This window comes from Aeromonas sanarellii (assembly GCF_000820085.1).
In the GTDB taxonomy this organism is placed as follows: domain Bacteria; phylum Pseudomonadota; class Gammaproteobacteria; order Enterobacterales; family Aeromonadaceae; genus Aeromonas; species Aeromonas sanarellii.
In genome coordinates this window covers 1-24,573 of the sequence record NZ_CDBN01000045.1, presented here as the reverse complement: position 1 = coordinate 24,573, position 24,573 = coordinate 1, and the positions used below count along the sequence as shown (strand labels likewise).

Here is a 24,573-nt window from a genome sequence, read left to right as displayed (position 1 = left end):
GCTAGTTTCACTTGATTGTTTGTTTTTAATTGGTAAGGTGAGGGCGGTTGCGTAACAAAGTGCTGACTTGTGTAAATAAAAATGAACAGTCGGCGCAGTTGGCTTGAAACAGTAGAGAGAATGAGAAAATGCAAAGAGACCCCCTGAACAACATCCATATCCAGTCCGAACAAGTGATGATTACGCCTGCCCAGCTCAAGGAGAAACTGCCCATCTCCGATCGCGCGCTGGCATTCGTGCAAGGGGCCCGCAATACCATCGCCGACATCATCCACCGTCGCGATCACCGCTTGCTGGTGATCTGTGGTCCCTGCTCCATCCACGACATGGACGCCGCCAAAGAGTACGCAACCAGACTCAAAGCGCTGCATGACGCCTATCAGGACTCTCTCTACATTGTCATGCGGGTCTACTTTGAGAAGCCGCGCACCACGGTCGGCTGGAAGGGCTTTATCAACGATCCTAACCTGGACGGCACCTTCGACGTGGAGCTTGGACTGCACCGCGCCCGCGAGCTGCTCTGCTGGCTGGCCGAGTTGGAGCTGCCGCTGGCCACCGAGGCGCTCGACCCCATCAGCCCGCAATACCTGGCGGAGCTCTTCTCCTGGTCGGCCATAGGTGCCCGCACCACCGAATCCCAGACCCACAGGGAGATGGCCTCCGGCCTCTCCATGCCGGTCGGCTTCAAGAACGGCACCGACGGCAACCTGGGCACTGCCATCAATGCGCTGCAGGCGGCCTCCAGCCCCCACGCCTTCATGGGGATCAACCAGCAGGGCCAGGTCGCGCTGCTGCAGACCCAGGGCAATCCGGATGGTCATGTGATCCTGCGCGGCGGCAAGCACCCGAACTACGACTCGGTCAATGTGTCGCTGGCGGAAGAGGCGCTGGAGAAGGCGGGCTTGCTGCCCGGCCTGGTGGTGGATTGCAGCCACGGCAACTCCAGCAAGGATCACCGGCTGCAGCCCAAGGTGGCCGACAACGTCATCCACCAGATCCAGGAGGGCAACCGCTCCATCATAGGGGTGATGCTCGAATCCAACCTGTTCGAAGGCAACCAGTCCAGCGAGCAGCCCAAGTGCGAGATGCGCTACGGCGTCTCCATCACCGATGCCTGCATCGACTGGGAGACCACGGACGCGCTGCTGGCCCGTTGCCACAGCCAGCTGGCGGCGCCACTTTTGGCCAGAACCAAGGCATAAGCCGTGGTATCTTGTCATCACTGATTGAACAATCGAGGTGTCACCGGCCGAGGCGGTGACACCTCGTTGCCTCTTGAATCACAGGGCGTCGCTGCGGGCGGCGCCGCAGGGACCGGACATGGCTGAAGAGTTGAATGCCCTCAGGGACAAAATAGATGCGGTGGACAAGCAGCTGATTGATTTGCTGGCCGCCCGTCTCACCCTGGTGGGGGAAGTGGGGGAAGTGAAGAGCCGACACGGCCTGCCCATCTATGCGCCGGATCGGGAGGCGAGCATGCTGGCCCGCCGCCGCGCGGAGGCAGAACTCCTGGGGGTGCCGGGAGATCTCATTGAAGACGTGCTGCGCCGGGTGATGCGCGAGTCCTATATTCTGGAGTCCGCCAGCGACAAGGAGCACCACTTCAAGTGCATGAAGCCGGAGCTCGGCAAGGTGGTGATCATCGGGGGTCAGGGCCAGCTTGGTCGCCTGTTTGGCAATCTGTTCAGCCTCTCGGGCTACCGGGTCGAGACCCTGGGTCAGGCGGACTGGCCGCGCGCAGACGAGATCCTGCACGGCGCCGGGTTGGTGATGGTGGCCGTGCCCATCGACGTCACCTGCCAGGTGATCGACCGGCTCGGCAACCTGCCGGCGGACTGCCTGCTGGTGGACGTGACCAGCGTGAAGGCGGCGCCGCTCGAGCACATGCTGGCGGTACACCAGGGGCCGGTACTGGGGTTGCACCCCATGTTCGGGCCGGACGTGGCGAGCCTCGCCAAGCAGGTGATCGTCTGCTGTCAGGGGCGCGAGCCCGCCGCCAGCCAGTGGCTGCTGGATCAGATGATCATCTGGGGGGCACGGCTGCAGCAGGTGGAGGCCAGGGCCCACGACGAGGCGATGACCTTTATCCAGGCGCTGCGCCACTTTGCCACCTTCGCCTACGGCTGGCACCTCTCCCGCGAGCAGGCCAACATCGATCGCCTGCTGGCGTTGAGCTCCCCCATCTACCGGCTGGAGCTGGCCATGGTGGGACGGCTGTTCGCCCAGGATCCCCACCTCTACGCCGACATCATACTGTCGTCGCCGCAGAATCTGGCGATGATCCGCCGCTACTACCAGAACTTCGGCGAGGCGCTGGGGCTGCTGGAGCGGGGGGATCGGGAGGGCTTTATCGAGGCGTTCAGCCAGGTCTCCGGCTTCTTCGGCGAGCGGGCGGACGAGTTTTTGCGCGAGAGCCGCACCCTGTTGGCGCAGGCCAACGATCGTCGCCATCACGGCTGAGTGCGCTGCATATTATGCAAAAGGGGCCCTTGGGCCCCTTTTCTCATGCTGCTGGCAGCATATCCGGCATCCCATCAGACGGTGATGGCCGGCTCGGCGGCGGGCAGGCGCAGATCGGCGTCATCCCAGCCAAGCGGCAGGGTGAGCAGCTGATCGATGAGCTCCCGGCGATCGGATTTCTCCAGATAGGCGAGGTAGAGCGGGCGGCTCAGGGCCTGTCCTCCCTCCACCAGATGCAGCTTCCCCTGCTCCAGGAAGGGGCTCACCATGCGCCTTGGCAGGTAGGCGGCCCCGCCGTTGGCCAGCACGAACTGCAGCGCCATGCTGGCGGAGCTCGAGTGCAGCACCGGGGTCTTCTGCAGGCTCTGCAGCCGGCTCGACGGTGGCTCGAAGCTGGTGCCCCAGTCGAGGTGGATATGGGGCATCTGCATCAGGCTGTCGGCGCTGGCGGCCGGCTCCCGGCTCACCAGCTCGAACACTAGCTCGCCGATGGGGTGCAGGGCGATCTCGTCGATCTTGGTCGGCTCGGAGAGCAGGGCGAGATCGAGGGAGCGCTCCAGCAACTGGCGGCACAGGTGTTCGCGGGAGGCGGTCTCGAGGCGCACCGCGAGGCCGGGGGCCAGGGCATAGACATGGTTGAGCCAGTCGTTGAAATCGAGCTCCCAGAAGATGGCGGGGGCACCGATGGCGAGCTGCTGGCTGAAACCGGGGGAGAGGGCCACGTCCTGCTTGGCGCGGCCCAGGGTATGCAAGATGGCGTCTGCATAGGGCAGCAGACGCTCACCGGAGGCGGTCAGGCGAATGTTGTTGCGGTGACGGGCAAACAGACTGACCCCGAGTTGCTGCTCGAGCTGGCGGATCCGGAAGCTCACCGCCGACTGGGTCAGGTAGAGATTCTCAGCCGCCCGGCCGAAGTGGCGGGTCTTGCTGACCTCGATGAAGGTCCGAAGCAGCTCGGTATCCATTAATCGAGGGACTCGTCGCTGCCGCCACCACCGCCCTCAAAGCTGCCGCCCGCATCTTCATTGGCGCCACCTGCGACTGTGCACAGACGGTGCACGCGCTTGGGACCAATGACCTTCAGGTACTTGAACCACACCTTGGCGTGGGGATTGCTTCCGGCCGCGCCGGACTTGACCTGTTCGATGAAGGCACTTTCTACGTCATCACGCGGGGCCTGGTTGCCCTGATAGAGCGCCAGCATCACGGTGCCATATTTTTCCAGACTGTCCGCTTCGGCCACGGTGAATTCGCCACTGCGACGCAGGCCACGGGGAAAATGTTTGAAGTCGTTGAAACGCTTGTCTGATTCGAAGCTCATAGTGCTCTTGTTCTGGTTAGTTTGACCTTTGCGGGCAAGTATCATCAGGCCGTCGCAGAGTGCAAAATCAATTTTCTTACTATATTAATAAATATCTTTTATCGAAAAGGGTTTGTCGCATCCCGAGTGGGCATTTTGCGGTGAGCTGCACAAAAAATCCTGAAAAATAGTGGAGTTATGTCAGTTTTTATACAGGAAAAAGCGGTTCTGACAGGGTAAAAACAGAAAAAATAAGGCGCCATACGGCGCCTTTTGTCTCTTCATGACGGAGCTGAACCTGAGTGCCCTGAACTCACTCAATCATGGCTGGCTGGGCCAGGTTGTCGGCACGCCACAGACGATAGCGCACCTCATACTCCTGGGGCACATAGATGACGAAGGGCAGTTTGGAGTTGTAGTTCACGAAGAAGCCCTGACCGTAGATCTGGACGAAGCTCTCCTTCTTCTGACCATCCGGGCAGGCCATCAGGGTGCTGACGGGGCCGGAGACCTGACCCAGGGTCAGGTAGTTGTAGCCCCAGCCCTTGACGCTGTGCTGTTCCAGGTTGCCGGCGAAGCGCGGCAGGTTGCAGTCGACCAGCATCTTCTTGCCGACTTGCAGTTCGACCATCATGTCGGCTTCGTTCTCGACTTCCGGCAGACGGATCACGACACGTTCCTGGTTCACTTCGGCGGCGGGGAACATGCTGATATCAAATTTTTTCGGTTCGGCGGCGAAGGCGTGGCCACCCAACAACAAGGCGCCCAGCAGGCTAAAACGCAACACGGTTTTCATCTGTACCTCATGGGATTGGTTCAACGCCGCTAGACTAACCGCTCTGCGGGTTTCATGCCAGCGCTCCGGGGTGCAAAACCTGTCTGAACCGGCATGCAGTGACGCAATTTGATGCTTTTTTGACGGCCAGGGTCATACCGTCGCCATCCGCCACCTATCCAGCTGGGATCTGAAAGAGCCCCAATCATGGATGTTTACCTCACCAGCAGGACTTGTTTGGCCCAAGCGCCGAGGGTGCGCAGGCCGACGGAGGCGCTAGTGATGTCGAGATAGGTCACCGTCTTGCCGGCGGGGAAGGGGGTGGACGACCCGAGATAGACGCAGCCGTCGTTCACCGCCTTGCCGTCCCCGGCCATGGCCGCGAGGGAAGATGATCTCGTTCAATGCGGGTTGTTAGCAGGTTGCCTTCGTCGCCACCGCGTGCTGGCAATAAAAAGCCCGCCAAAGGGGCGGGCTCGCTCAGGTGGCTTGCACCGGTCAGGGGGCGCGATAGAAGCGGTTCAGCTCGTTCATCACCTGGATCAGGGTGCCCATGTCCGGGGTACCGTGCTTGATGGGACGATAGGTGTCGCGGTCCAGCAGCTCGAAATCCCCCTGCTTGTTGAACTGGGTGATGGTGTTGCCCTGATAGATGGCGAAATCGTTCTGATCCCCCGCCAGCAGCCAGTTGCGCGGGCTGGCATCGAACAGGCTGCGCCCCGTGCTGTAGTCGCGGGGCGGATTGCGTACCCCCAGCATGCCCTTCATCAGGGTTGGCACCAGATCCAGGTGGCTGCTCGCCTGCTCCTGGATCTTGCTCTCGGTGCCCGGCCAGGCCAGCACCATGGGCACCTGCACCTGATAGGGGGAGTAGTTGCTGCCATAGCCCCAGCTGTTGCTCTGGGTCTCGTTGAACTCCTGACCGTGATTGGAGGTGACCACGACTATGGTCTGCTCGCCGAGCCCCTGCTGCTGCAGTTGCGAGAGCATCTGTTCGAGCAGCTGGTCGGTGTAGAACACCGCGTTCTTGTAGCGATTCTCCAGCTTCTGCAGATTCTCTGGCCTGTAGGCGGTGGCCGGGTTGAACCGGGTCAGCTCGGGCTGGAAGGGGCCCTTGATGCTGGCGGGCACCTGATAGTCCCCCGGGCTCGACAGATAGACCAGGGAGAACCAGGGTCTGTCCGCCGTGCGGTTGTGGAGCCACTGCTGCCAGTCGTCGATCAGCAGGCGGTCGTCGGTCTGGCGCGAGACGAAGACCTGCTTGCGCAGGCCGGCGAGCAGGCTCTGCTGATACTGCTTGGCATCTTCCAGCGCGCCGAACAGGCCGAACTGGTAGTCTTGGCGCAGCATCTCGTCGAACAGCACGGGCGGACGCTTGTCGGTGCGAATGTCGCCGTAATAGTGGCCGGGCAGGCCATAGAAGAGGCTGAACATCCCCATGGCCTCATCGTTGCCGCCGCTCATGTGGTTGCGGAAGCTGATGTGCTGATCCGCATAGCGCTGCAGATTGGGCATGTTGATGTTGTTGAGCATGTCCGCCCGCAGGGAATCGACCACCACCACCAGCAGGTTCTTGTGATCGCCCGGGGCGTTCACGCTGAGGGGGCGCAGCGGATAGAGCAGCCGGTGCTCCGCGCTCCCCTGATCCTCGGCCTTTTTCTCATACTGCTCGAGATCCAGCCAGCCATGCTTGGCCAGGAAGCTCCTGGCGGTCATGGGGTAGGAGAGGGGGAAGTTGGCCCGCTGCATGGTGATGGGCTGATACAGGGTGGCATCCGCCCAGCTGTTGACCAGGTGGGTCAGGATGAAGCAGACCAGCAGGGCCAGCCCCACCTGATTGCCGTACTGACGGCGCTTGCGCTTGTTGATCTTGCGCCATACATAGGCCGACAGCAGCAGTTGCAGCAGGAAGATGGTGGGCACGGCGACGAAGATGATGCTCCAGATAGAGCCCTCTTCGGTCTGCGCCTGATCCAGCAGCAGTTGCCACACCTGGCCGTTCAAGTGGAACTTGAACAGCTGGAACACCTGGGTGTCGATGAGCAGCAGCACCAGCGCCAGGGTGGCGATGATGGCCGAGATGAAGCGCAGCGGCTTCTCTCTTGGCAGGATGAAGCTCAAGGGGAAGATGGTCAGCAGATAGGTGACGAAGCTCAGGAACGAGAAATGGCCTATCCAGCTGATGATGAGATAAGTGACGCCGAGCGTGGTCGACGGCCAGCTGATGGAACCCAGGTAGCGGGTCGCGATCAGCATGGCCAGGATGATGTTGAAGAAGGAGAACCAATGCCCCCAGGTGATCAGGCGAGAGACATTATCACGATAGGGGTTGCCGGTTTCGACCATAATGATCCATCTGCTTGAAAAACATCAAAGAATGCGAAGAAACTCAATGCGCATCGCGGCGATGGTCCACCGAGGCGGTGAGCGCCTGAACGAACTTCTCGGTGATCGCCTGGCGCTGGGCCGGAGCCATGCCGTTGATGATGTTGGTGGTCAGGTTGCCAAGCACCATCAGACTGAGATCCACCGGCGCCTTGTGTTTCTCCAGGGCGGTGATCAGGTCGTTCATCAGGGCGTCAAACTGCTCGTTATTGTACTTTGATACGATGGGCATAATCTTGGGTTCATCTCGGTTCAAAGCGCCTTATAATACTTCACCCTTTCGGCTAACACTATGGCTTTGTGACATGAGTCTCGATATCGACAAGATCATTCTTCACTCCCTGCGGCCCGGCAACGATGGCCAGCCCCACGCCGATACCCGCAGCCAGACCCTGCCTGCCGACGAGGCGGTGCAGGGGCTGATGGCTGAACTGCATCGCATCTACAACGGCAAGGGGGGCAAGGGCTTTGGCTTCTTCGTCGACCCCGAGGCCGCCGTCGCCGAGCTGGCCGAGGGCATCGATGCCCCCAAGCAGCCCTCTCCCGCCTTTCGCATCGCCCTGGAGCAACTGCTGGCCGAGCAGACCGAGTTCGTTCCCTTCTCCGTCAACCTGACCCAGATGCTGGTCAAACAGCTGGTGGAGCACGCCCTGGATGAGCAGGGGGTGTTGCTCATCGCCAAATACAACTATGTGGGGGTCGACTATCTGATGGTGGCCCTGCTGGAGGGCAAGGAGAGCGTCACTGTCAGCGAGGCGCTGGAGCTGCGCCACATCCAGTATCTGGACATCGGCAAGCTCAACCTGGTGGCTCGCATCGATCTCACCGAATGGAAGACCCAGCCGGAGTCGCGTCGCTACATCACCTTCAGCAAGGGGCGGGTTGGCCGCAAACTGGGGGATTTCTTCATGGATCTGCTGGGTGCCCGAGAGGGCATGGATGCCAAGGTGCAGAATAAGGGCCTGCTGCAGGCGGTAGACGACTATTGCGACAGCCGCCAGCTCGAGCCGGCCGAGCGCAACGACTACAAGAAGCAGGTCTTCAAATATTGCACCGAGCAGGCCAGCGCCGGCGAAGAGATCGAGATCAGGGAGTTGTCGGCAGAGCTCTCCTCAAAAGAGGCGGGAGAGGGCGACCTCGATTTCTACAGCTTCATCGGCCAGGAATACGAGCTGGAGGAGCGCTTCCCGGCGGACAGGTCCACCCTGCGCGGGTTGACCAAGTTCGTCGGCTCGGGTGGCGGCCTGACCCTGAGCTTCGAGCAGAAATTGCTGAACAGCCGGATCTTCTACGATCCCCAGACAGATACCCTGACCATCAGGGGGGTACCGCCCAACCTCAAGGATCAGCTGCTGCGCCAGTCGTAATGTGATCCACCCATCATTTTTTGCAAAAAGGCACCGGAGTCCGCTCCGGTGCCTTTTTATTTAAGGGGGTGATGAAGCTGGAAACCGTTGCAGTACTTTTGTTAACACATTAAACAAAATAATCGGGGTGAAAGGGTTTTCAGTGGGATGAAATCCCTTTCATTGGTGTAAATTTATTTCTTTTCGGTAATTTTATTTCCGTATCTTGGCAAAAATATGGGGGGAACTCTCGTTAAGTCGCTGAAATAAGAAAATGTTTTCATAACTTTCTGGAAGAAAATACGTAATTGCATTTCAAAAATGCGAGGCGTGTCATGTGAGGCATTGAACGCTTGGGATAATATTCATCTCGCACACAATGCTCTTACAGCGCGGAACTAATACAAGGAAAGGCTCATGAAAAAGAAATTGCTGTCATCCCTGATCGGTCTGGCTACCCTGGGCGTGGCTTGCTCTGCCACTGCTGCGATTGATGAAGGTCAGCTGACCATCTGGATCAACGGTGACAAGGGCTACAACGGCCTGGCCGAAGTCGGCAAGAAGTTCGAAGCCGAGACCGGCATCAAGGTGACCGTGGCTCACCCGGATCAGGTTGAAGTGAAATTCCAGCAAGCCGCCGCTACCGGCAACGGCCCGGACATCTTCTTCTGGGCTCACGACCGTTACGGTGAGTGGGTCAAGTCCGGTCTGCTGGTGCCCGTGACCCCGAACGCCGCCACCAAGGCCAAGTTCGAGCAGTTCGCCTGGGATGCCATGACCGTCGATGGCAAGACTTACGGCTATCCGGTCGCGGTCGAAGCCGTCAGCCTGATTTACAACAAGGATCTGTTGCCCAACCCGCCGAAGACCTTCGAAGAGATCGCCAAGATCGACGAAGAGCTGAAGAAAAATGGCAAGCGCGCCATCATGTGGGCCTATGATACCCCCTACTTCAGCTATCCCCTGGTGGCTGCCAACGGTGGTTATGCCTTCAAGAAGACCGCTACCGGTTATGACGTGAAAGACACCGGCGTGGCCAACGCGGGTGCCAAGGCCGGTGTCGGCTACATCTCCGAGATGATCAAGTCCGGTCACCTGGAGAAGGGTATCGACTACGGTGTCATGGATGCCAAGTTCAACAAGGGCGAAGTGGCCATGATGATCAACGGTCCCTGGGCCTGGAGCAACCTGGACAAGAGCGGCATCAAGTACGGCGTAGCGCCGCTGCCGACCCTGAAGGGTAACCCGGCCAAGGCCTTCGTCGGCGTCCTCGGTGCCACCATCAACGCCGCCAGCCCGAACAAGGATCTGGCCATCGAGTTCCTGGAAAACTACCTGCTGACCGATGCCGGTCTGGCGCCGGTCAACGCCGACAAGCCGCTGGGTGCCGTGGCCCTGAAGTCCTTCCAGAAGACCCTGGAAGCGGACCCCAACATCAAGGCCACCATGCAGAACGCCCAGAACGGTGAGCCGATGCCGTCCGTGCCCGAGATGAGCCGTTTCTGGTCCTCCTTCGAAACAGCCCTCAAGAACGTCACCTCTGGTCGTCAGAGCGTTGACGAAGCCCTGGATACCGCTGCCAAGCGTATCGTCCAGTAAGCACGTATCAGGGAGGCCTTCGGGCCTCCCACTCTCTCCAATCTCTCTTGGCGCAATAAAGGTTAATTGGCATGGAAGTAGTACCTTCTATCGAATCCTATGCCGGTCCGAAGAAAGACAAGTACGTCTGGCTGAAGTGGACCATGGCGGCACTGATCGCAGTGCTTAATGGTTATGCGGCCGTGATGATGTATGCCAGTGGCGAGTGGGTCTTTGCCCTGCTCGATCTGGTGGTCGTTTCCGTCGGTCTCTATGTCTTCATGAACAAGAAGACCTATGCCCACCGCTATATTTTCCCCGGTGTGGCAGGCATGGTTGTTTTTATCATCTTCCCTCTTGCCTACACGATCGGCATCGCCTTCACCAACTATTCGGGATCCAACCTGCTCTCCCTCGAACAGGCTCGGGATTACCATCTGAAAAAGACCTATAAGGTGGCGGGCGGTGAATTCGATTTCACCCTCTTGGGTGGTGAGAACAATCAGTTTCAGCTGCTGCTGCAACAGGACGACCAATCCTTTATCAGTCAACCCCTTACTCTGTCGAACAACAAGGCACGTGAACTGGCTGTCCGCGAGGGCCGGGTTCATGACGAGCCACAGGTTGTTCAGTTGCAGCCCCTCAACGGGGAGGCCATCGACCAGGTGGCGCCCATCCGGGCCATCGTCGATCATCGCACTCACCTGAGTGCCCTGGATCTGGTGCTGCCCGATGGCAACATCCACCTGACCCTGAGCAGCCTGCGCAAGTTTGCCGCCCAGAAGCAGCTCTATACCCAGCTGGTGGACGGCGTCGTGCTCAAGTCCGGCGTCATGATCAAGGACAGCAACCTGCTGCGTGACAACCAGAGCGGCGAGCTGATGCTGCCCAACGGCGACACCGGCTTCTACCAGTACATAGACGCGGAAGGTCACTTCGTCGGCAAGGGCATAGCCCCGGGTTTCGTGGTGAGCGTGGGGTGGAAGAACTTCATGCGCATCATGACGGATCCGGGCATCCAGGGTCCCTTCATGCAGATCTTCGTCTGGACCGTGATCTTCTCCGCCTGCTCGGTCGCCTTCACCCTGGCCATCGGCATGGTGCTGGCGTGTCTGGTGCAGTGGGAGCAGCTCAAGGGCCGTGGCTTCTACCGGGTCATGCTGATCCTGCCCTATGCGATACCGGCGTTCATCTCCATCCTGGTGTTCAAGGGCTTGTTCAACCAGAACTTCGGCGAGATCAACCTGTTCTTGGAAGCGGCGTTCGGCATCAAGCCTGACTGGTACACCAACCCCTTCCTGGCCAAGGTGATGATCCTCATCGTCAACACCTGGCTCGGCTACCCCTACATGATGATCCTCTGCATGGGCCTGCTCAAGGCCATCCCGGAAGATCTCTATGAGGCGTCCGCCATGGACGGTGCAGGTCCGGTACAGAACTTCTTCAAGATCACGGTACCGCTCTTGATGAAGCCGCTGACCCCCCTGCTGATCGCATCCTTTGCCTTCAACTTCAACAACTTCGTGCTTATCCAGTTGTTGACGAACGGGGCGCCGGACATCATCGGGGCCACCACGCCGGCCGGGACCACCGACTTGCTGGTGAGCTACACCTACCGGATCGCGTTCCAGGGCTCGGGTGGTCAGGACTACGGTCTGGCCAGTGCCATCGCCACCGCCATCTTCCTCATCGTGGGTGCGCTGGCCTTGCTCAACCTGAAATTGTCCAAAGCCGACAAGCAACTGTAAGGAGGCTTCAACATGGCAATCGTACAACCCAAATCAGTGAAATACCGGGTGTGGGCAACCCACCTGGTGATGTGGGGCTTCCTGGCACTGATCATCTTCCCGCTGATCATGGTCATCGCCATCTCGTTCCGTAACGGCAACTTCTCGGTGGGGGAGATCATCCCCACCAATCCGACCCTGGATCACTGGAAGCTGGCGCTCGGCATGTCCATCACCAACGCCGACGGCAGCATCACGCCGCCGCCGTTCCCGGTGCTGACCTGGTTGTGGAACTCCATCAAGGTCGCGGGCATTACCGCCCTGATGATAGTGGTGCTCTCCACCACCTGTGCCTACGCCTTCGCCCGCCTGCGTTTTCGTGGCAAGTCCACCATCCTGCAGGGCATGCTGATCTTCCAGATGTTCCCGGCGGTGCTGGCCCTGGTGGCCATCTATGCCCTGTTCAACAAGATCGGTGACTACATTCCCTGGCTCGGGCTCAACACCCATGGCGGCCTGATCCTGGCCTACATGGGGGGCATCGCCCTCCACGTCTGGACCATCAAGGGCTACTTCGAGACCATCGACTCCTCCCTGGAGGAAGCGGCGGCCATCGATGGTGCCACCCCGTGGCAGGCGTTCAGGCTGATCCTGCTGCCCCTGTCGGTGCCCATCCTGGCGGTGGTGTTCATCCTGGCCTTCATCGGTTCCATTACCGAGGTGCCCATGGCCTCCATCCTGCTGCAGGATGTGAACAACCTGACCCTGGCGGTCGGTGCCCAGCAGTACCTCTATCCGCAGAACTACCTGTGGGGTGACTTCGCGGCGGCCGCCGTGCTGTCAGGCTTCCCCATCACAGTCGTGTTCCTGCTGGCGCAGCGCTGGTTAGTCGGTGGCCTCACCGCCGGTGGTGTGAAAGGTTAAGTGGCGCCACGCTGCCTGCACCAAGGTGTTCCTGCTGGTCTACCTCAGGGCTGGCTGGTGGGCGGTCTGACCGCAGGCGGTGTGAAAGGTTAACGGTTAATGGCCGGGGGAGCCGACTCCCCCCGCCATCACGATTTGCAAAGATTCAAGAGCGGAGCTCGACATGGCTGAAGTAGTACTCAACAACGTTCGCAAAAATTACGACCCGGCTGTCCACAAGGACACCCTGCGCAGCATCAACCTCGACATCAAGGAAGGGGAGTTCATCGTCTTCGTCGGCCCGTCCGGCTGCGGCAAGTCCACCCTGCTGCGGATGATCGCGGGTCTGGAAGACATCACCAGCGGCGAGCTGACTATAGGCGGTCGCTACATGAACGACGTGCCGCCGGTGGAGCGCAACGTGGGCATGGTGTTCCAGTCTTACGCCCTCTACCCGCACATGAACATCTACGAGAACATGGCCTTCGGCCTCAAGCTCAAGAAGATGGACAAGGAGAGCATCCACAAGCGGGTGATGCGCGCCGCCGAGATCCTGGGGTTGGAGCCGCTCTTGGAGCGCAAGCCCAAGGCCCTCTCCGGCGGTCAGCGCCAGCGGGTCGCCATCGGCCGCAGCATAGTGCAGCAGCCCCAGGTGTTCCTGTTTGACGAACCGCTCTCCAACCTGGATGCGGCCCTGCGGGTCAAGATGCGCATCGAGATCGCCAAGCTGCACAAGGAGCTCAACTCCACCATCATCTACGTGACCCACGATCAGGTGGAGGCCATGACCCTGGCCAACCGCATCGTGGTGCTGAGCCCGCTCAAGGGCGAGGCGGCCACCAACCTGGAGCAGTTCGGCACCCCCCTTGAGCTCTACCACAACCCGGACAACAAGTTCGTGGCGGGCTTCATCGGCTCCCCCAAGATGAACTTCCTGGCGGGCGAGCTGGTGGAGATCGGCGAGCGGGAAGCCGTGGTCAAGCTGACCACGGGTGACAGCGTGCGGGTGCGGGTGGATGCCCGCCGCGGCGCCGTGGGCGACAAGGTGGAGCTGGGCATTCGTCCCGAGCACCTGGTGCCGCTGGGCCATGCCCATGCCGACAGCCGGGTGAGCGGCGTGGTGCAGGTGGCCGAGCACCTGGGAGCGGAGTCCTTCGTCTACATGGACGTGGGTGGCCACGACTTCACCGTCAAGGCGAGTTCCGACGTGGACGTGGCCACCGGCCAGGAGTACAGCGTCGGCATTCCGGCCGAGGCCTGTTACCTGTTCGATGCCAGGGAACAGGCGTTCCCGCGCACCGCCAAATATATCCGCACCTGATCGCGGTCAGGATGCCGAGGTTTTCCTTTCTTCATGTTCAATGCCTTTTGCCGGTCGCAAGACCGGCTTTTTATTGCCTGCCGTTCGGGACTGGTGGGGGCGGGTCAGCGGGTTTGGCTGGCCTGGGCTGGAGAGAGGAGGGCGTTGATGCCCCTGGTCTTGATGGGAAATGCCCAGGGGCTCGCCCGGCGGGTCGGGCGGCACCTGGTCACGCCTCCTTTCTCGCCTCTTTCCCGGCGTCGAACCCGGCGGTGACGTCAGGTACGAAGTGCTGGCTGGAGAGAGGGGGGCGTTCATAACCCTCGGTCTTGATGGGGGGCAGCTTGATGGGCTCGTAGTGGATCGCCTCGTAGGGCACCTTGCCGAGCAGGTGGGAGATGCAGTTGAGGCGGGCACGGCGCTTGTCGTCCGCCTCCACCACGAACCAGGGACTGTCTTGCGTGTCCGTGTAGGTGAACATGTCGTCCTTGGCGCGGGAGTATTCCACCCAGCGGGAGCGGGACTGCAGGTCCATGGGGCTGAACTTCCAGCGCTTGATGGGGGTGTTGATCCGCTCCTTGAAGCGCTTCTCCTGCTCCTCGTCGCTGACCGAGAACCAGTACTTGATGAGGGTGATGCCGGCTCGGATCAGCATCCGCTCGAATTCGGGGCAGGCGCGCAGGAATTCACGGTACTCGTCGTCGCTGCAAAAGCCCATCACCCGCTCGACCCCGGCCCGGTTGTACCAGGAGCGGTCGAACAGCACCATCTCGCCGGCGGCGGGCAGGTGGGCCACGTAGCGCTGGAAATACCACTGGGTGCGCTCCCGATCCGATGGCGCGGGCAGGGCGGTGACCCGGCAGACCCGGGGGTTGAGGGGCTCGGTGATCGCCTTGATGACGCCCCCCTTGCCGGCGGCATCCCGCCCCTCGAACAGCACCACGACTTTCAGCCCCTCCTGCTTGACCCACTCCTGCAGCTTGACCAGCTCCTCCTGCAGGTGGGCGAGGTGGTGCTCGTAGCTCTTCTTGTCCAGACGGGGGCGCTTCTTGCTCTTCTCCTTGGCCATCGGCCTCTCCTTGATGAGTCCTTTTGTGAGTCACTCCAGCTTGCACCAGGCCGACCCCCTCTGCCAAGGGAGGCGTGATACACTGCCGCCCCGTCAGCCGCTGGCAATAGAAAAACATGACGCCATTGATGGCGATTTGCACAGCCGTCTCATCATCTCAGTTGGCAACAGGAGAAAACATGAAGCAGTTTATGGAGGTAGCGGGTCGCCGGATGGCCTATCTGGACGAGGGGCAGGGCCCGGTGCTGCTGCTGGGCCACAGCTACTTGTGGGACAGCGCCATGTGGGCGCCGCAAGTGAAGGCCCTCAAGGGGCAGTATCGCTGCATCGTGCCCGAGCTCTGGGGCCATGGGGATTCCGATGCCACGCCGGACGGCCCCTGCACCCTGGCGACCCTGGCCCGGGATCATCTGGCCTTGCTCGACGCCCTCGGTGTCGACAACTTCGTGCTGGTAGGGCTCTCCATCGGCGGCATGTGGGGGGTGGAGCTGGCGCGCATGGCGCCCGGGCGCATCAAGGGGCTGGTGCTGATGGACAGCTTCGTCGGCCTCGAGCCCCAGATCACCTGCGAGCGCTACCTCGCCATGCTGGCCGCCATCGAGCAGTTGGGGAGCATACCCGCCCCCATCGTCGAGCAGGTGGCGCCGCTCTTCTTTGCCCATCAACCCGATGCTGCCCTGATGGACGGCTTCAAGGGGCGGCTCGCCGCCTGGCCGGCTGACAAGGTGGCGAGCCTGGTGGCGGTGGGGCGCGCCTTCGTGACCCGGGAGGATCGCATCGACTGGCTGGAGGAGATGGCGCTGCCCGCGCTGGTGATGACAGGCTGCGAGGACAAGGCCCGACCTGTGCTGGAAGGTTACCTGATGGCCGAGGTGCTGGGCTGTTCCTTCAGGGAGATCCCGGTCGCCGGCCATATCTCGACCCTGGAGAACCCGGCGTTCGTCAACCGGGCGCTGGCCGAGTTTCTGGGCGCGATCGGAACGTGGTGACGGCCCGTCAATGACAAAGAAGGGAGCCTTGGGCTCCCTTCTTGTTGGTTGGCTTCGCCAGCCGAGCAGGGTTACCAGATATAGCCGATGCCGAAGCCCGCGTAGAGCTCGCCATCGTGCTGGACTATGGGGCTGTTGGCGATGTCTTTGTCGTAGCGCTCGTAGTTGGCGGCAAACATGCCGATCCAGTGGGGGCTGAAACGGTAGCTGGTGATGATGGCGGCCATGGGGGAGAGGGTGGTGCCCGTGTCCCACTCGGCGCGATGGGCCCTGGCCTCGCTGCCCGAGACGCCGCCGAAGTAGTAGTTCGCCATCTTGTCGCTGCGGATCATCACCCCCATGCCGGGCATGATGAGCAGCTTGTCGCGAATGATGGGAAAGTCGGCCCACAGCAGCCACTCCTGGCCGTTGCTGGTCCCGGTCACGTCCGTGCTGATGCGGGTGCTGAGCAGGGCGTAGGGGGTGATGAGGCTGGCGCCGACGCCCCCCTCCAGCTCCCACTCGCGCTCCTCCATGCCCGCGAGCTCGGGGGCATCGTCGGGATCCAGGTTGCCGAATCGCACCCGGCCATAGCCGTAGGCGGCGAAGTTCTCCTCCTTGTGGAAGTAGTAGCGGGCCCTGTCCCCGAGGAACATGAACCGATCGCCGAAGTAGACGGCGCCCGGCACCGCGAGGGCGGTGTCGTCCTGCCCCTGGTAGCGGGCATCCCCGCCGATGACGGCGCCGCCCAGCACCAGCCCCTTGGGCACAGGGCTGGTGGGGCTGTCCTGCACGAAGATGTCGAGGGAGCCGAGATCGATCTCGGCCCGGACGGGGACGGTGAACAGCAGGGCCAGCAGACAGCCGAGGGGCGCGTGGCGCAGGGCGCGAACAGGGGGCATGGAGAGATCCTTTGAATCTGGGCTGGAACGGGGCAGAGAATACTGCCCCCGGATGCCGTCAGTGAAGCCTGTTTTCATTGTGAATTCAAGTTGATAGCAAAAAAATGACGCTCAGGTCCTGGGATGGCGCGAGGAGGCGTCCATTGACCCCGAGAGTCGTCCTGCGTGGCGGCAACCAAGGTGGCGAAGGGGAATAGAGAGGGACCTGGATAAGAAAGAGAGGCTTGCGCCTCTCTCTGCATCAGGGGGTGGGACGGGGCTGATCGTCCCGCTTGGGCCAGGCGTTGAGCACGGCTTTCACCAGGGTCGCCAGGGGGATGGCGAAGAAGACCCCCCAGAAGCCCCACAGGCCGCCAAACACCAGCACGGCAACGATGATGGCCACCGGGTGCAGGTTGACCGCCTCGGAGAAGAGCAGGGGCACCAGCAGGTTGCCGTCCAGGGCCTGAATGACCAGATAGGCCACCATCAGCCAGGCGAAGTCGGGGGTCAGGCCCCACTGGAACAGGGCCACCATGGCGACGGGCACGGTCACCGCCACCGCCCCTATGTAGGGGATGAGCACGGAGAAGCCGACCGCCACCGCCAGCAGCACCGAGTAGCGCAGCCCCATCAGGGCGAAGGGGATGTAAGTGGCCACCCCGACGATGAGGATCTCGATCACCTTGCCGCGAATGTAGTTGATGATCTGGTCATTCATCTCCACCCAGACCCGGTTGACCAGGGTGCGGTTGCGGGGCAGGAAGCGGCGCAGGCCGCCCATCAGCACCTGCTTGTCCTTGAGCATGAAGAACACCATCAGCGGCACCAGGATGGCGTAGATGAGGATGGCCACCACGTTGATGAGGGAGCTGAGGGAGGCGCTCACCAACTGCTCGCCCCCGGTCAGGATGCGCTGGCGGATGTTGTCGATGATGGTCTCGACCAGGCTGACGTCGATGATCTCGGGGTATTTTTCCGGCAGGGTGCGCACATAGTCCTGGGCATGGGCCAGCATGGACGGCGCCTCCTTGGCCAGGTTGACGCCCTGGCTCACCAGCGTGGGGATGAGGCCCAGCAGCATCATGGTGGTCACCGTGATGAACAGCAGCAGCACCAGACTGGTGGCCAGGGGGCGGGAGAGCCCGGTGCGCTGCAGGCGGCTGACCGGCCACTCCAGCAGGTAGGCCATCACCAGCGCCACCAGGAGCGGTGCCAGCAGATCGCCGAACAGCCAGAGCACCGCGAAGCAGAACACCAGCAGAAGGAAGAGGGTGACGGCATCCGGGTCGGAAAAACGGGTCTGATACCAGCGCTTCAATACATCTAACATCGAGGCTTCCTTGAATGACGGGTCATGGCAGGGAGGCGCCGCCCGATGCCGATGGCGGCATCCCGGCGACCACGAGCAGCAGGGAGAGGCGGGTGGCGGACTCCTCCAGTGGCCGGACGTCGTGACCCTGGCGGCGCAGATAGGCAGGAATGTCTTGCCTTGAGCCGGGATCTCCCAGAAGAATGAGCAGGGATTGACCGGGCCGAGCCTGGCGCAGCCAGAGCTTGAGCCGAATGAGGGGCTCGGGACAACGCCAGGGGGTCAGGTCGAGCTGTTCCATGGGAATTCCATCGCGTGCGTGGCCGTCATTATGGCCGTGATGGCAGGATGAAACAACGCTTGTGGGCCTTGAATGGCAAGGGTATTCTGCCGATGCCCGGTAGGGTCTGATTGGAGATAGAGATAACGTGGCACGTTTTTCCCCCCTGATAGCATCGCTTCCCCTGCTGGTCTCCCTGATGGGAGCGACCTTCCACGCCCAGGGGAGCAACCAGTTGCCCGACATCGGGACCGCCGGGGTCGCCGCCCTGCCCATCGAGCAGGAGGTGCGCTATGGCAACGCCTTCATGCGCTTCGCCCGGGCGGGCCTGCCCATCATCGACGATCCCGTGCTGAACGAATACATCGACGATCTGGGTCAGCGACTGCTCACCAACGCCGACGGGGTGCGTTTCCCCTTTACCTTCTTCCTCGTCAACGATCCCAGCATCAACGCGGCCGCCTTCCTCGGTGGCCGGGTCAAGGTGCACACCGGCCTCTTCCTCTACGCGGAGAGCGAGAGCGAGCTGGCCTCTGTCCTGGCCCACGAAATCACCCACGTGACCCAGCGCCACATCGCCCGCTATATGGAGGCCCAGGCGAGCAGCTCCGCCATGACCCTGGCCGGCCTGGTGGGCTCCATCGCGCTCGCGGTGATCAACCCCACCGCCGGCATCGCCGCCCTGCAGACCACCTTGGGCCTGTCGATGCAGTCGGCCATCAACTACACCCGGGACAACGAATACGAGGCGGATCGCATCGGCATGAAGACGCTGTATGACGCCGGGTTCGATCCCATGGGCATGGCGAACTTCTTTCAGAAACTGGCGGCGGAGTACCGCTTCGCCAGCAAGCCGCCCGAGATGCTGCTGACCCACCCCCTGCCCGAGACCCGGATCAGCGAGGCCCGTGCCCGTGCCGGCAGCTATGGCCGCCGCGCCCTCGCCCCCAGCCTCGACTTCTGGCTGGCCAAGGTGCGCATCCAGGTGCGCTATGGCACCGAGACCCCCCAGGGGCTGCTCACCTACTTCGACAGCCGCCTGCAGAAGGGGGATTACCCCGTCAAAGACGCCGCCCTCTATGGCAAGGCGCTGGCCCTGCTGCAGCTCAAACGCACCGACGAGGCCGACGCCCTGATGCAGGAGCTGGCCACCCGCCATCCGGAGGATCTCTTCGTGGTGGACGCCCTGACCGACATCGATCTCGCCAAGGGGCGCAGTGCCCAGGCCATCGCCAGGCTGGAGCGCTTCCGCACCCGGATGCCGGACAACGAGGTGGTGGTGGTCAACCTCGGCAACGCCTATCTGGAGGGGGGGAACTATCAGAAGTCCATCGCCATCCTGGACCCCTATGCCCGGGAGCACGACGAGAACAGCCTGGCCTGGAGCCTGCTGTCGGACGCCTACCGCAAGGCGGGCAGGATGACGGACCTGCACATGGCGCGGGCGGAGACCCTCTCCCTGCGCGGGGACTACCAGGCGGCCATCGACGAGCTGATCGTGGCCCGCGGCACCACCAGCGACAAGTTGACCCTGGCCCGCATCGAGGCGCGCATCACCCAGCTGGAGCGGGCCAAGAAGGATCTGGACAGCCTCAAGGGGTAAATGCTCGTCCGCCATCCGTGAAACGGGGTGCCCCAGAGATGGGGCACCCCGTTTCGTTGCCGGGCTCGGCGCGCCGCTCAGGGAAGCGCCGCGACCCGCGTGGTGAGGGCGGCCAGCCTGGCCTCATCGAGTTCTCCCACCAGGGTCTCCAGCAGGCGCCCCTCGCCATCGAGCAGGTAGCTGGTGGGCAGTGCCCCCGGCCTTGGGAAGGGGAGGCGGGACTCGTCCTCGGGGATCAGCAGGGGCACGGCTATCCCGTGGCGCCGGGCCAGCGCGGTCAGCTCGGCGGGGGAGGCGGGATCATAGTTGATGGCGATCACCCCAATTTGCCCCTCCCGGTGCAAGGCCGCGAGCAGGGGCATCTCCCGCAGGCAGGGGGCGCACCAGGGGGCGAAGTAGTTGACCAGCAGCGGCTTGCCGGCAAAGTCGGACAGGCTCACGGCCTGCCCGGTGGCATCGGTGAAGCGCGGGGCTGGCGAGCAGGCCGCCAGCAAGGCCGCCACAATCAGCCAACAGATCCGTTTCATTTCCATATCCTTCCCGCTTACCCTGCCCATCGGTTTCCCCTACAATAGCGCCACTTGTCGTCCCATCTTGCAATATCAGGGAGTTACCATGAGCGAGACCCAAATCTATCACAATCCGCGCTGCTCCAAGAGCCGTGAAACCCTGGCGCTGCTGGAACAGCACGGGGTTGCCCCCGAGGTGGTGCTCTATCTGGAGCAGGCGCCGAGCGAGGATGAGATCCGCACCCTGCTGAGCCAGCTGGGCTTCACCGATCCCCGCCAGCTGATGCGCACCAAGGAAGATCTCTACAAGGAGCTGGGACTGGCCGAGCAAGCGGGTGATGCCCTGATCGCCGCCATGCACCAGCATCCCAAGCTCATCGAGCGCCCCATCGTCATCAGGAACGGCCAGGCCCGCATCGGCCGCCCGCCCGAGCAGGTGCTGGAGATCCTCAAGTGAGCACCCGCTTCGCCCGCCTGCTGACCCTAACCGGCTTCTTCGGCCTGCTGGCCTGGGTCCTGCTCTGGCACCTGTGGCTCTCGCCTCACCCGGGGCTCGCTCCCTGGCTGCTGCCGGTGATCTGGACGGTGCCGCTGCTCTTCCCCTTGAAGGGCATAGTGCAGGGCAACCCCTACACCCATGCCTGGGGCAACTTCGTGCTGATGCCCTACTTCCTCCACGCCCTGACGCTCATCACCACGGACGAGGGGGAGCGCTGGCTCGCGGTGGTGGAGCTGATCTTCACCACCCTGGCCTTCGTGGGCACCATCTATTACGCCCGGCTGCGGGGCCGGGAGCTGGGTCTCAGCATTCGCAAGAAGAAGGAGGAGCGCTGAGCCGCTCTACCGCTGGCCGTTCGGCAGCAAAAAAAGGCCCCTGATGGGGCCTTTTCTGTCCAGAGGGGTCAGAGCGTATTCTTGTAGATCTTGCCGTCCTTCATGATCACTTTGAAGCGGTTGGCCGGATCGGCCACCAGGGCGAGATCCTTGAGCGGGTCACCGTCGATCAGCAGCAGATCGGCCAGCGCCCCGGTCTCCACTACCCCCAGCCTGCCCGGGTAGGGATTGCGCGGGCCCGAGAGGGCCAGCAGCTCGGCGTTGTCATGGGTGGCCATCTTCAACACCTCGGCCGGGGTATACCAGGTGCCCATCTTGGCCAGCATGGTGCCCTGATCGGCCGCGGCCTGGGCGCTGAACAGGGCGTCGGTACCGAATGCGGTCTTGATGCCGAACTTCTTGGCCATGGCATAGGCGTGGTCTGTGCCCTTGTACATCTCAAGCTGCTTCAGACGGTTGGCCGAGCCCTCCGGGAAGGGGGACTTGCGATCGTCGGTGAAGGGCTGCAGGCTCCACCAGACCCCCTTCTCGGCCATCAGCCTGGCGGTATCCTCGTCGAGCATCTGACCGTGGTCGATGCACTTGACGCCAGCCTCGATGGCCTGGCGCACCGCCTTCGGGGTATAGGCGTGCACGGTCACATAGGTGCCCCAGTTGTCGGCGGCCTCCACGGCGGCACGGATCTCCGGCACCGTGTACTGGGTCACGTCGATGGGATCATAGTTGGAGGCCACACCACCACCTGCCATCACCTTGATCTGGGAGGCGCCGAGGGCCAGCTGCTCGCGGGTGCGCTGGCGCACCGCATCCGGGCTGTCGGCGACCATGGCCGCGTTGGCCCGTTCGCCGAAGGAGTATTGCCCTTCCAGCGCCGGCAGCTCGTTGGGCAGACGGAAGTCGCCGTGGCCCCCCGACTGGGAGATCATGGCGCCGGCGGGCCAGATACGGGGGCCGTCGATGAGCCCCATGTCGATCCCCTTCTTGAGGCCGAACACGGGGCCGCCGAGATCGCGGGCACTGGTGAAGCCGCGCATCAGCATGTCATGGGCGGCCCTGGTCGCCGCCACCGTGGTGAAGGTGACGTCGTTGGTCAGCACGGCGATCTGCGGCAGGGTGGCAAACATCAGGTGGGTATGGGCATCGATGAGGCCCGGCATCAGGGTCTTGCCCTGGCCATCGATGCGCTGCACCTCTCCCCCCACCTTGATGCCGCCCCGGCTGATCTGGGTGATCAGGTTGCCTTCCACCAGGACGGAGGAGGGGGCGCTGAGGGCGCCTCCCTTGCCATCGAAGATGCGTACGTTGTCGAACAAGATGGCGGGGCGAGCCGCTTCGGCGGCGTGAACGGCGCCGCCGATCAGGAGGGCGCCGCACAGGGCGCTACGGAATAATCGCGATGACATGAAGAGGTCTCCTTGGGTCTTGAGGGCGCTGAGTCTGGCCCAGCCGTGCCCGCTCGGTCTGAGTCCGGGCGAAGCGGTATCGCCAGTCTCCTCCCTTTTGGGGTGTCATAAAAGACCCAATCTGATCCATCACCCGTTTCACTCCTCGTCCCGTCCGCGTCTTCAGCCACGGGGGCCGGGCCGCAACCTAGGGAACCTGGTGCTCCCCGGTGGTGCGGTGCGCGGCGATCTGCTCCTCGCAAAAGCGCATCAATTCGGGATAGAAGCGCAGGAAGGCGTGTTCCGCCTCGGCCCAGCGCGCCTGGTCCAGGGTCAGCAGCGCGTCCCCGAGCGGCATGGGGCGCCGCAGGCGGCGACCTATGCCGTCGAGGGCCTGACCCAGCCCCGCCCTGTGCTGGTAGGAGGCGATCCAGTCCTGCTCGGCCATGCGTCTGAGGGCCGGCGGCAGTCCCTGTGGCAGGCGGTGATGGTCCGCCAGAAGTTGACCATAGCTCTGGTGCAGGAAGCGGGGCAGGGGCTGCGGGCTGAATTGCCGCCAATGCAGGCTGAGCCAGTGGTCGTAGAGCATGTCCACCAGGATGCCGCCGAAACGGCGCCAGGGGGCCTCGAAGCCGGTGACCGCCGCCCGGTGGGCGGGGTGGGTGTCGGTGAAGGCATCTATCTTGCGGTGAAGCCAGATCCCCTCATCGAAGTGGGGGGCGAGGCCAGATGGCAGCGGCCCCTTGACGAAGTCCCCCAGCAGGTTGCCGGTGAGGGAGCTCTGGGTATGGGCCGCCAGATGAAGATGGGCCAGAAAGTTCATGGGCTGCGGCTCGCGTGCCAGGGTGGAGTGGGTGATCCGAGCCTAACGGATGCCGGCCGGATTGACCATGGGCAGGATTTTTCATCGCGCCGTCAGCGCCCCCTTGCGGGGCAAATTTGGGGCGTGGTAAGGTGCATGTCATCTTTGTCACAGGACGCGACAAATCACCATGATGCGCAAAGCCAGAGGCTTTTTTCTGGCCTTCTACTTCAAGCCTTTCTATCTCTCCGAGTGGTTCGACGAATAAGTCGAGGCCCCGGAGCAGTTCATTGACGCCAGCCAATCGAATGATGCCCATGGCGGCGTAATCCTGCTCATCTGCAATTTGCCGTTTTTTGGCCATCGCTTGCCCGCGCTTGCGATGCCGTGACCGCGCCTGTGCGCTTTCTATGTAATGGAGTACTCATGATGAAGACCACACTGACCCTGTCAGCCCTGTTTGCTGCCTGCCTGCTGGCCACCCCCGTCACCGCCAAGGAGTGGAAGACGGTGCGCTTCGGCGTGGAGGGGGCCTATCCTCCCTTCTCCTGGACCGACGCGTCGGGGGAGATAAAAGGCTTCGATATCGATCTGGCCAACGCCCTGTGCCAGCAGATGGCCGTCAAGTGCGAGCTGGTGGCCCAGGACTGGGACGGCATGATCCCGGCGCTGCTGTCGCGCAAATACGACGGTATCATCGCCGCCATGTCGATCACCGACGAGCGGCGCAAGAAGGTCGACTTCACCGAGAAATATGCCCGCATCCCGAACCGCTTCGTGGCGGCCAAGGGCACCGAGCTGACGCTGACGCCGGAGGGCATGGCGGGCAAGCGCATCGGGGTGCAGCGTGCCACCACCCACGACAAGTACCTGACCGACAACTTTGGCTCCAACGTCACCATAGTGCGCTATGGCAGCGCCGATGAGGCCTATCTCGATCTGAAGGCGGGTCGGGTGCTGGCCCTGCTGGCCGATGCCTCAGCCATCGATCAGGGGCTGCTCAGCAAGGAGGGGGGCGACAAGTTCGAGTATGTGGGGCCGGCCCTGACTGACCGCCAGTGGTTTGGCGACGGCATGGGGATCGCGGTGCGCAAGGGGGATCAGGATCTCAGGGCCAAGCTGAACGAGGCGATCAAGGCCCTGCGCGCCAACGGCAAGT

Annotated in this window: 24 protein-coding genes and 1 pseudogene; 12 read left to right on the top strand and 13 right to left on the bottom strand. The window is 62.4% G+C overall.

Going from position 1 to position 24,573, the window contains the following annotated elements:
- Window positions 1–128: 128 nt before the first annotated feature.
- Both BN1132_RS09380 and tyrA read left to right on the top strand, forming a co-directional pair.
- Window positions 129–1,202, top strand: coding sequence for a 3-deoxy-7-phosphoheptulonate synthase (locus BN1132_RS09380; protein ID WP_011705545.1), 1,074 nt, complete (start codon window positions 129–131; stop codon window positions 1,200–1,202).
- A gap of 118 nt (window positions 1,203–1,320) precedes the next feature.
- Entirely contained in the window at window positions 1,321–2,460 is a 1,140-nt protein-coding gene (tyrA, locus tag BN1132_RS09375; protein ID WP_042077033.1) for a bifunctional chorismate mutase/prephenate dehydrogenase, read from the top strand.
- Between the two features lie 74 nt (window positions 2,461–2,534).
- Here tyrA and hdfR read toward each other — a convergent pair whose 3' ends face one another.
- From hdfR to BN1132_RS09345, 6 genes and pseudogenes are all read right to left on the bottom strand, one after another.
- Window positions 2,535–3,425, bottom strand: a complete 891-nt coding sequence (gene hdfR, locus BN1132_RS09370; protein WP_042077031.1) for an HTH-type transcriptional regulator HdfR — start codon at window positions 3,423–3,425, stop codon at window positions 2,535–2,537.
- Complete coding sequence (locus BN1132_RS09365; protein ID WP_042077029.1) at window positions 3,425–3,781, bottom strand: MaoP family protein; 357 nt, start codon at window positions 3,779–3,781, stop codon at window positions 3,425–3,427. Before BN1132_RS09365 ends, hdfR begins: the two co-directional genes overlap by 1 nt.
- A 292-nt stretch (window positions 3,782–4,073) precedes the next feature.
- Entirely contained in the window at window positions 4,074–4,556 is a 483-nt protein-coding gene (gene eco / locus BN1132_RS09360) for a serine protease inhibitor ecotin (RefSeq protein ID WP_005328180.1), read from the bottom strand.
- Between the two features lie 194 nt (window positions 4,557–4,750).
- Window positions 4,751–4,949: pseudogene (locus tag BN1132_RS09355) on the bottom strand (DUF1566 domain-containing protein); the annotation flags it as partial.
- Between the two features lie 84 nt (window positions 4,950–5,033).
- Window positions 5,034–6,881: a DUF3413 domain-containing protein gene (locus BN1132_RS09350; protein WP_042077026.1), complete on the bottom strand. Its 1,848-nt coding sequence runs from the start codon at window positions 6,879–6,881 to the stop codon at window positions 5,034–5,036.
- Window positions 6,882–6,924: 43 nt separating this feature from the next.
- Entirely contained in the window at window positions 6,925–7,152 is a 228-nt protein-coding gene (locus tag BN1132_RS09345) for a YejL family protein (RefSeq protein WP_042077023.1), read from the bottom strand.
- 73 nt (window positions 7,153–7,225) lie between these two features.
- Between BN1132_RS09345 and yejK the strand changes: the two genes are divergently transcribed.
- The 5 genes from yejK to BN1132_RS09320 all read left to right on the top strand — a co-directional run bounded on the left by yejK (window position 7,226) and on the right by BN1132_RS09320 (window position 13,795).
- A complete protein-coding gene (yejK, locus tag BN1132_RS09340) occupies window positions 7,226–8,287 on the top strand; it encodes a nucleoid-associated protein YejK (protein WP_042077022.1) in 1,062 nt (353 codons plus the stop codon).
- Between the two features lie 396 nt (window positions 8,288–8,683).
- Window positions 8,684–9,865 (top strand): maltose/maltodextrin ABC transporter substrate-binding protein MalE, encoded by a 1,182-nt coding sequence (gene malE, locus BN1132_RS09335; protein ID WP_042077020.1) that lies wholly within the window; start codon window positions 8,684–8,686, stop codon window positions 9,863–9,865.
- Between the two features lie 71 nt (window positions 9,866–9,936).
- Window positions 9,937–11,592, top strand: a complete 1,656-nt coding sequence (malF, locus tag BN1132_RS09330) for a maltose ABC transporter permease MalF (RefSeq protein ID WP_042077019.1) — start codon at window positions 9,937–9,939, stop codon at window positions 11,590–11,592.
- 12 nt (window positions 11,593–11,604) lie between these two features.
- Window positions 11,605–12,495: a maltose ABC transporter permease MalG gene (gene malG / locus BN1132_RS09325; RefSeq protein ID WP_010674251.1), complete on the top strand. Its 891-nt coding sequence runs from the start codon at window positions 11,605–11,607 to the stop codon at window positions 12,493–12,495.
- 163 nt (window positions 12,496–12,658) lie between these two features.
- Entirely contained in the window at window positions 12,659–13,795 is a 1,137-nt protein-coding gene (locus BN1132_RS09320) for an ABC transporter ATP-binding protein (RefSeq protein ID WP_042077017.1), read from the top strand.
- Between the two features lie 208 nt (window positions 13,796–14,003).
- On the opposite strand, the gene ppk2 is transcribed toward BN1132_RS09320, so the two are convergent.
- Window positions 14,004–14,843, bottom strand: a complete 840-nt coding sequence (ppk2, locus tag BN1132_RS09315; protein WP_042077015.1) for a polyphosphate kinase 2 — start codon at window positions 14,841–14,843, stop codon at window positions 14,004–14,006.
- 179 nt (window positions 14,844–15,022) lie between these two features.
- Here ppk2 and BN1132_RS09310 point away from each other — a divergent pair, with 179 nt between their 5' ends.
- Window positions 15,023–15,832, top strand: coding sequence for an alpha/beta fold hydrolase (locus tag BN1132_RS09310; RefSeq protein WP_042077014.1), 810 nt, complete (start codon window positions 15,023–15,025; stop codon window positions 15,830–15,832).
- Window positions 15,833–15,903: 71 nt separating this feature from the next.
- On the opposite strand, the gene BN1132_RS09305 is transcribed toward BN1132_RS09310, so the two are convergent.
- From BN1132_RS09305 to BN1132_RS09295, 3 genes are all read right to left on the bottom strand, one after another.
- Window positions 15,904–16,713 (bottom strand): MipA/OmpV family protein, encoded by an 810-nt coding sequence (locus BN1132_RS09305; RefSeq protein WP_042077013.1) that lies wholly within the window; start codon window positions 16,711–16,713, stop codon window positions 15,904–15,906.
- Between the two features lie 241 nt (window positions 16,714–16,954).
- Complete coding sequence (locus tag BN1132_RS09300) at window positions 16,955–18,025, bottom strand: AI-2E family transporter (protein WP_042077012.1); 1,071 nt, start codon at window positions 18,023–18,025, stop codon at window positions 16,955–16,957.
- Between the two features lie 22 nt (window positions 18,026–18,047).
- Window positions 18,048–18,305, bottom strand: a complete 258-nt coding sequence (locus BN1132_RS09295) for a sulfurtransferase TusA family protein (protein ID WP_042077011.1) — start codon at window positions 18,303–18,305, stop codon at window positions 18,048–18,050.
- 127 nt (window positions 18,306–18,432) lie between these two features.
- Between BN1132_RS09295 and bepA the strand changes: the two genes are divergently transcribed.
- Complete coding sequence (bepA, locus tag BN1132_RS09290) at window positions 18,433–19,887, top strand: beta-barrel assembly-enhancing protease (RefSeq protein ID WP_244462926.1); 1,455 nt, start codon at window positions 18,433–18,435, stop codon at window positions 19,885–19,887.
- A 77-nt stretch (window positions 19,888–19,964) separates the two neighbouring features.
- On the opposite strand, the gene BN1132_RS09285 is transcribed toward bepA, so the two are convergent.
- The gene (locus tag BN1132_RS09285) at window positions 19,965–20,444 is read right to left on the bottom strand and encodes a TlpA family protein disulfide reductase (RefSeq protein WP_042077010.1); all 480 of its coding nucleotides are present in this window, start codon (window positions 20,442–20,444) and stop codon (window positions 19,965–19,967) included.
- Window positions 20,445–20,502: 58 nt separating this feature from the next.
- Here BN1132_RS09285 and arsC point away from each other — a divergent pair, with 58 nt between their 5' ends.
- Window positions 20,503–20,853, top strand: coding sequence for an arsenate reductase (glutaredoxin) (arsC, locus tag BN1132_RS09280; RefSeq protein ID WP_042077009.1), 351 nt, complete (start codon window positions 20,503–20,505; stop codon window positions 20,851–20,853).
- A complete protein-coding gene (locus tag BN1132_RS09275) occupies window positions 20,850–21,230 on the top strand; it encodes a DUF2069 domain-containing protein (RefSeq protein WP_042077007.1) in 381 nt (126 codons plus the stop codon). The genes arsC and BN1132_RS09275 overlap by 4 nt, the downstream gene beginning before the upstream one ends.
- Window positions 21,231–21,298: 68 nt before the next feature.
- Here BN1132_RS09275 and BN1132_RS09270 read toward each other — a convergent pair whose 3' ends face one another.
- A complete protein-coding gene (locus BN1132_RS09270) occupies window positions 21,299–22,633 on the bottom strand; it encodes a metal-dependent hydrolase family protein (RefSeq protein WP_042077006.1) in 1,335 nt (444 codons plus the stop codon).
- 187 nt (window positions 22,634–22,820) lie between these two features.
- The gene (locus tag BN1132_RS09265) at window positions 22,821–23,435 is read right to left on the bottom strand and encodes an acyl carrier protein phosphodiesterase (RefSeq protein WP_042077004.1); all 615 of its coding nucleotides are present in this window, start codon (window positions 23,433–23,435) and stop codon (window positions 22,821–22,823) included.
- Between the two features lie 408 nt (window positions 23,436–23,843).
- Between BN1132_RS09265 and BN1132_RS09260 the strand changes: the two genes are divergently transcribed.
- The coding region (locus tag BN1132_RS09260) for an ABC transporter substrate-binding protein (RefSeq protein WP_042077003.1) at window positions 23,844–24,573 on the top strand (730 nt) is incomplete at its 3' end.

What these genes read in the sequence shown, in the direction of transcription:
- eco (WP_005328180.1), bottom strand. Translation starts at nt 4,556, where the DNA reads ATGAAAACCGTGTTGCGTTTTAGCCTGCTGGGCGCCTTGTTGTTGGGT.
- malG (WP_010674251.1), top strand. Translation starts at nt 11,605, where the DNA reads ATGGCAATCGTACAACCCAAATCAGTGAAATACCGGGTGTGGGCAACC.
- BN1132_RS09365 (WP_042077029.1), bottom strand. Translation starts at nt 3,781, where the DNA reads ATGAGCTTCGAATCAGACAAGCGTTTCAACGACTTCAAACATTTTCCC.
- BN1132_RS09310 (WP_042077014.1), top strand. Translation starts at nt 15,023, where the DNA reads ATGAAGCAGTTTATGGAGGTAGCGGGTCGCCGGATGGCCTATCTGGAC.
- BN1132_RS09305 (WP_042077013.1), bottom strand. Translation starts at nt 16,713, where the DNA reads ATGCCCCCTGTTCGCGCCCTGCGCCACGCGCCCCTCGGCTGTCTGCTG.
- BN1132_RS09320 (WP_042077017.1), top strand. Translation starts at nt 12,659, where the DNA reads ATGGCTGAAGTAGTACTCAACAACGTTCGCAAAAATTACGACCCGGCT.
- arsC (WP_042077009.1), top strand. Translation starts at nt 20,503, where the DNA reads ATGAGCGAGACCCAAATCTATCACAATCCGCGCTGCTCCAAGAGCCGT.
- BN1132_RS09265 (WP_042077004.1), bottom strand. Translation starts at nt 23,435, where the DNA reads ATGAACTTTCTGGCCCATCTTCATCTGGCGGCCCATACCCAGAGCTCC.
- BN1132_RS09350 (WP_042077026.1), bottom strand. Translation starts at nt 6,881, where the DNA reads ATGGTCGAAACCGGCAACCCCTATCGTGATAATGTCTCTCGCCTGATC.
- malE (WP_042077020.1), top strand. Translation starts at nt 8,684, where the DNA reads ATGAAAAAGAAATTGCTGTCATCCCTGATCGGTCTGGCTACCCTGGGC.
- BN1132_RS09285 (WP_042077010.1), bottom strand. Translation starts at nt 20,444, where the DNA reads ATGGGCAGGGTAAGCGGGAAGGATATGGAAATGAAACGGATCTGTTGG.
- BN1132_RS09295 (WP_042077011.1), bottom strand. Translation starts at nt 18,305, where the DNA reads ATGGAACAGCTCGACCTGACCCCCTGGCGTTGTCCCGAGCCCCTCATT.
- ppk2 (WP_042077015.1), bottom strand. Translation starts at nt 14,843, where the DNA reads ATGGCCAAGGAGAAGAGCAAGAAGCGCCCCCGTCTGGACAAGAAGAGC.
- malF (WP_042077019.1), top strand. Translation starts at nt 9,937, where the DNA reads ATGGAAGTAGTACCTTCTATCGAATCCTATGCCGGTCCGAAGAAAGAC.
- BN1132_RS09300 (WP_042077012.1), bottom strand. Translation starts at nt 18,025, where the DNA reads ATGTTAGATGTATTGAAGCGCTGGTATCAGACCCGTTTTTCCGACCCG.
- hdfR (WP_042077031.1), bottom strand. Translation starts at nt 3,425, where the DNA reads ATGGATACCGAGCTGCTTCGGACCTTCATCGAGGTCAGCAAGACCCGC.
- BN1132_RS09380 (WP_011705545.1), top strand. Translation starts at nt 129, where the DNA reads ATGCAAAGAGACCCCCTGAACAACATCCATATCCAGTCCGAACAAGTG.
- BN1132_RS09270 (WP_042077006.1), bottom strand. Translation starts at nt 22,633, where the DNA reads ATGTCATCGCGATTATTCCGTAGCGCCCTGTGCGGCGCCCTCCTGATC.
- tyrA (WP_042077033.1), top strand. Translation starts at nt 1,321, where the DNA reads ATGGCTGAAGAGTTGAATGCCCTCAGGGACAAAATAGATGCGGTGGAC.
- yejK (WP_042077022.1), top strand. Translation starts at nt 7,226, where the DNA reads ATGAGTCTCGATATCGACAAGATCATTCTTCACTCCCTGCGGCCCGGC.
- BN1132_RS09345 (WP_042077023.1), bottom strand. Translation starts at nt 7,152, where the DNA reads ATGCCCATCGTATCAAAGTACAATAACGAGCAGTTTGACGCCCTGATG.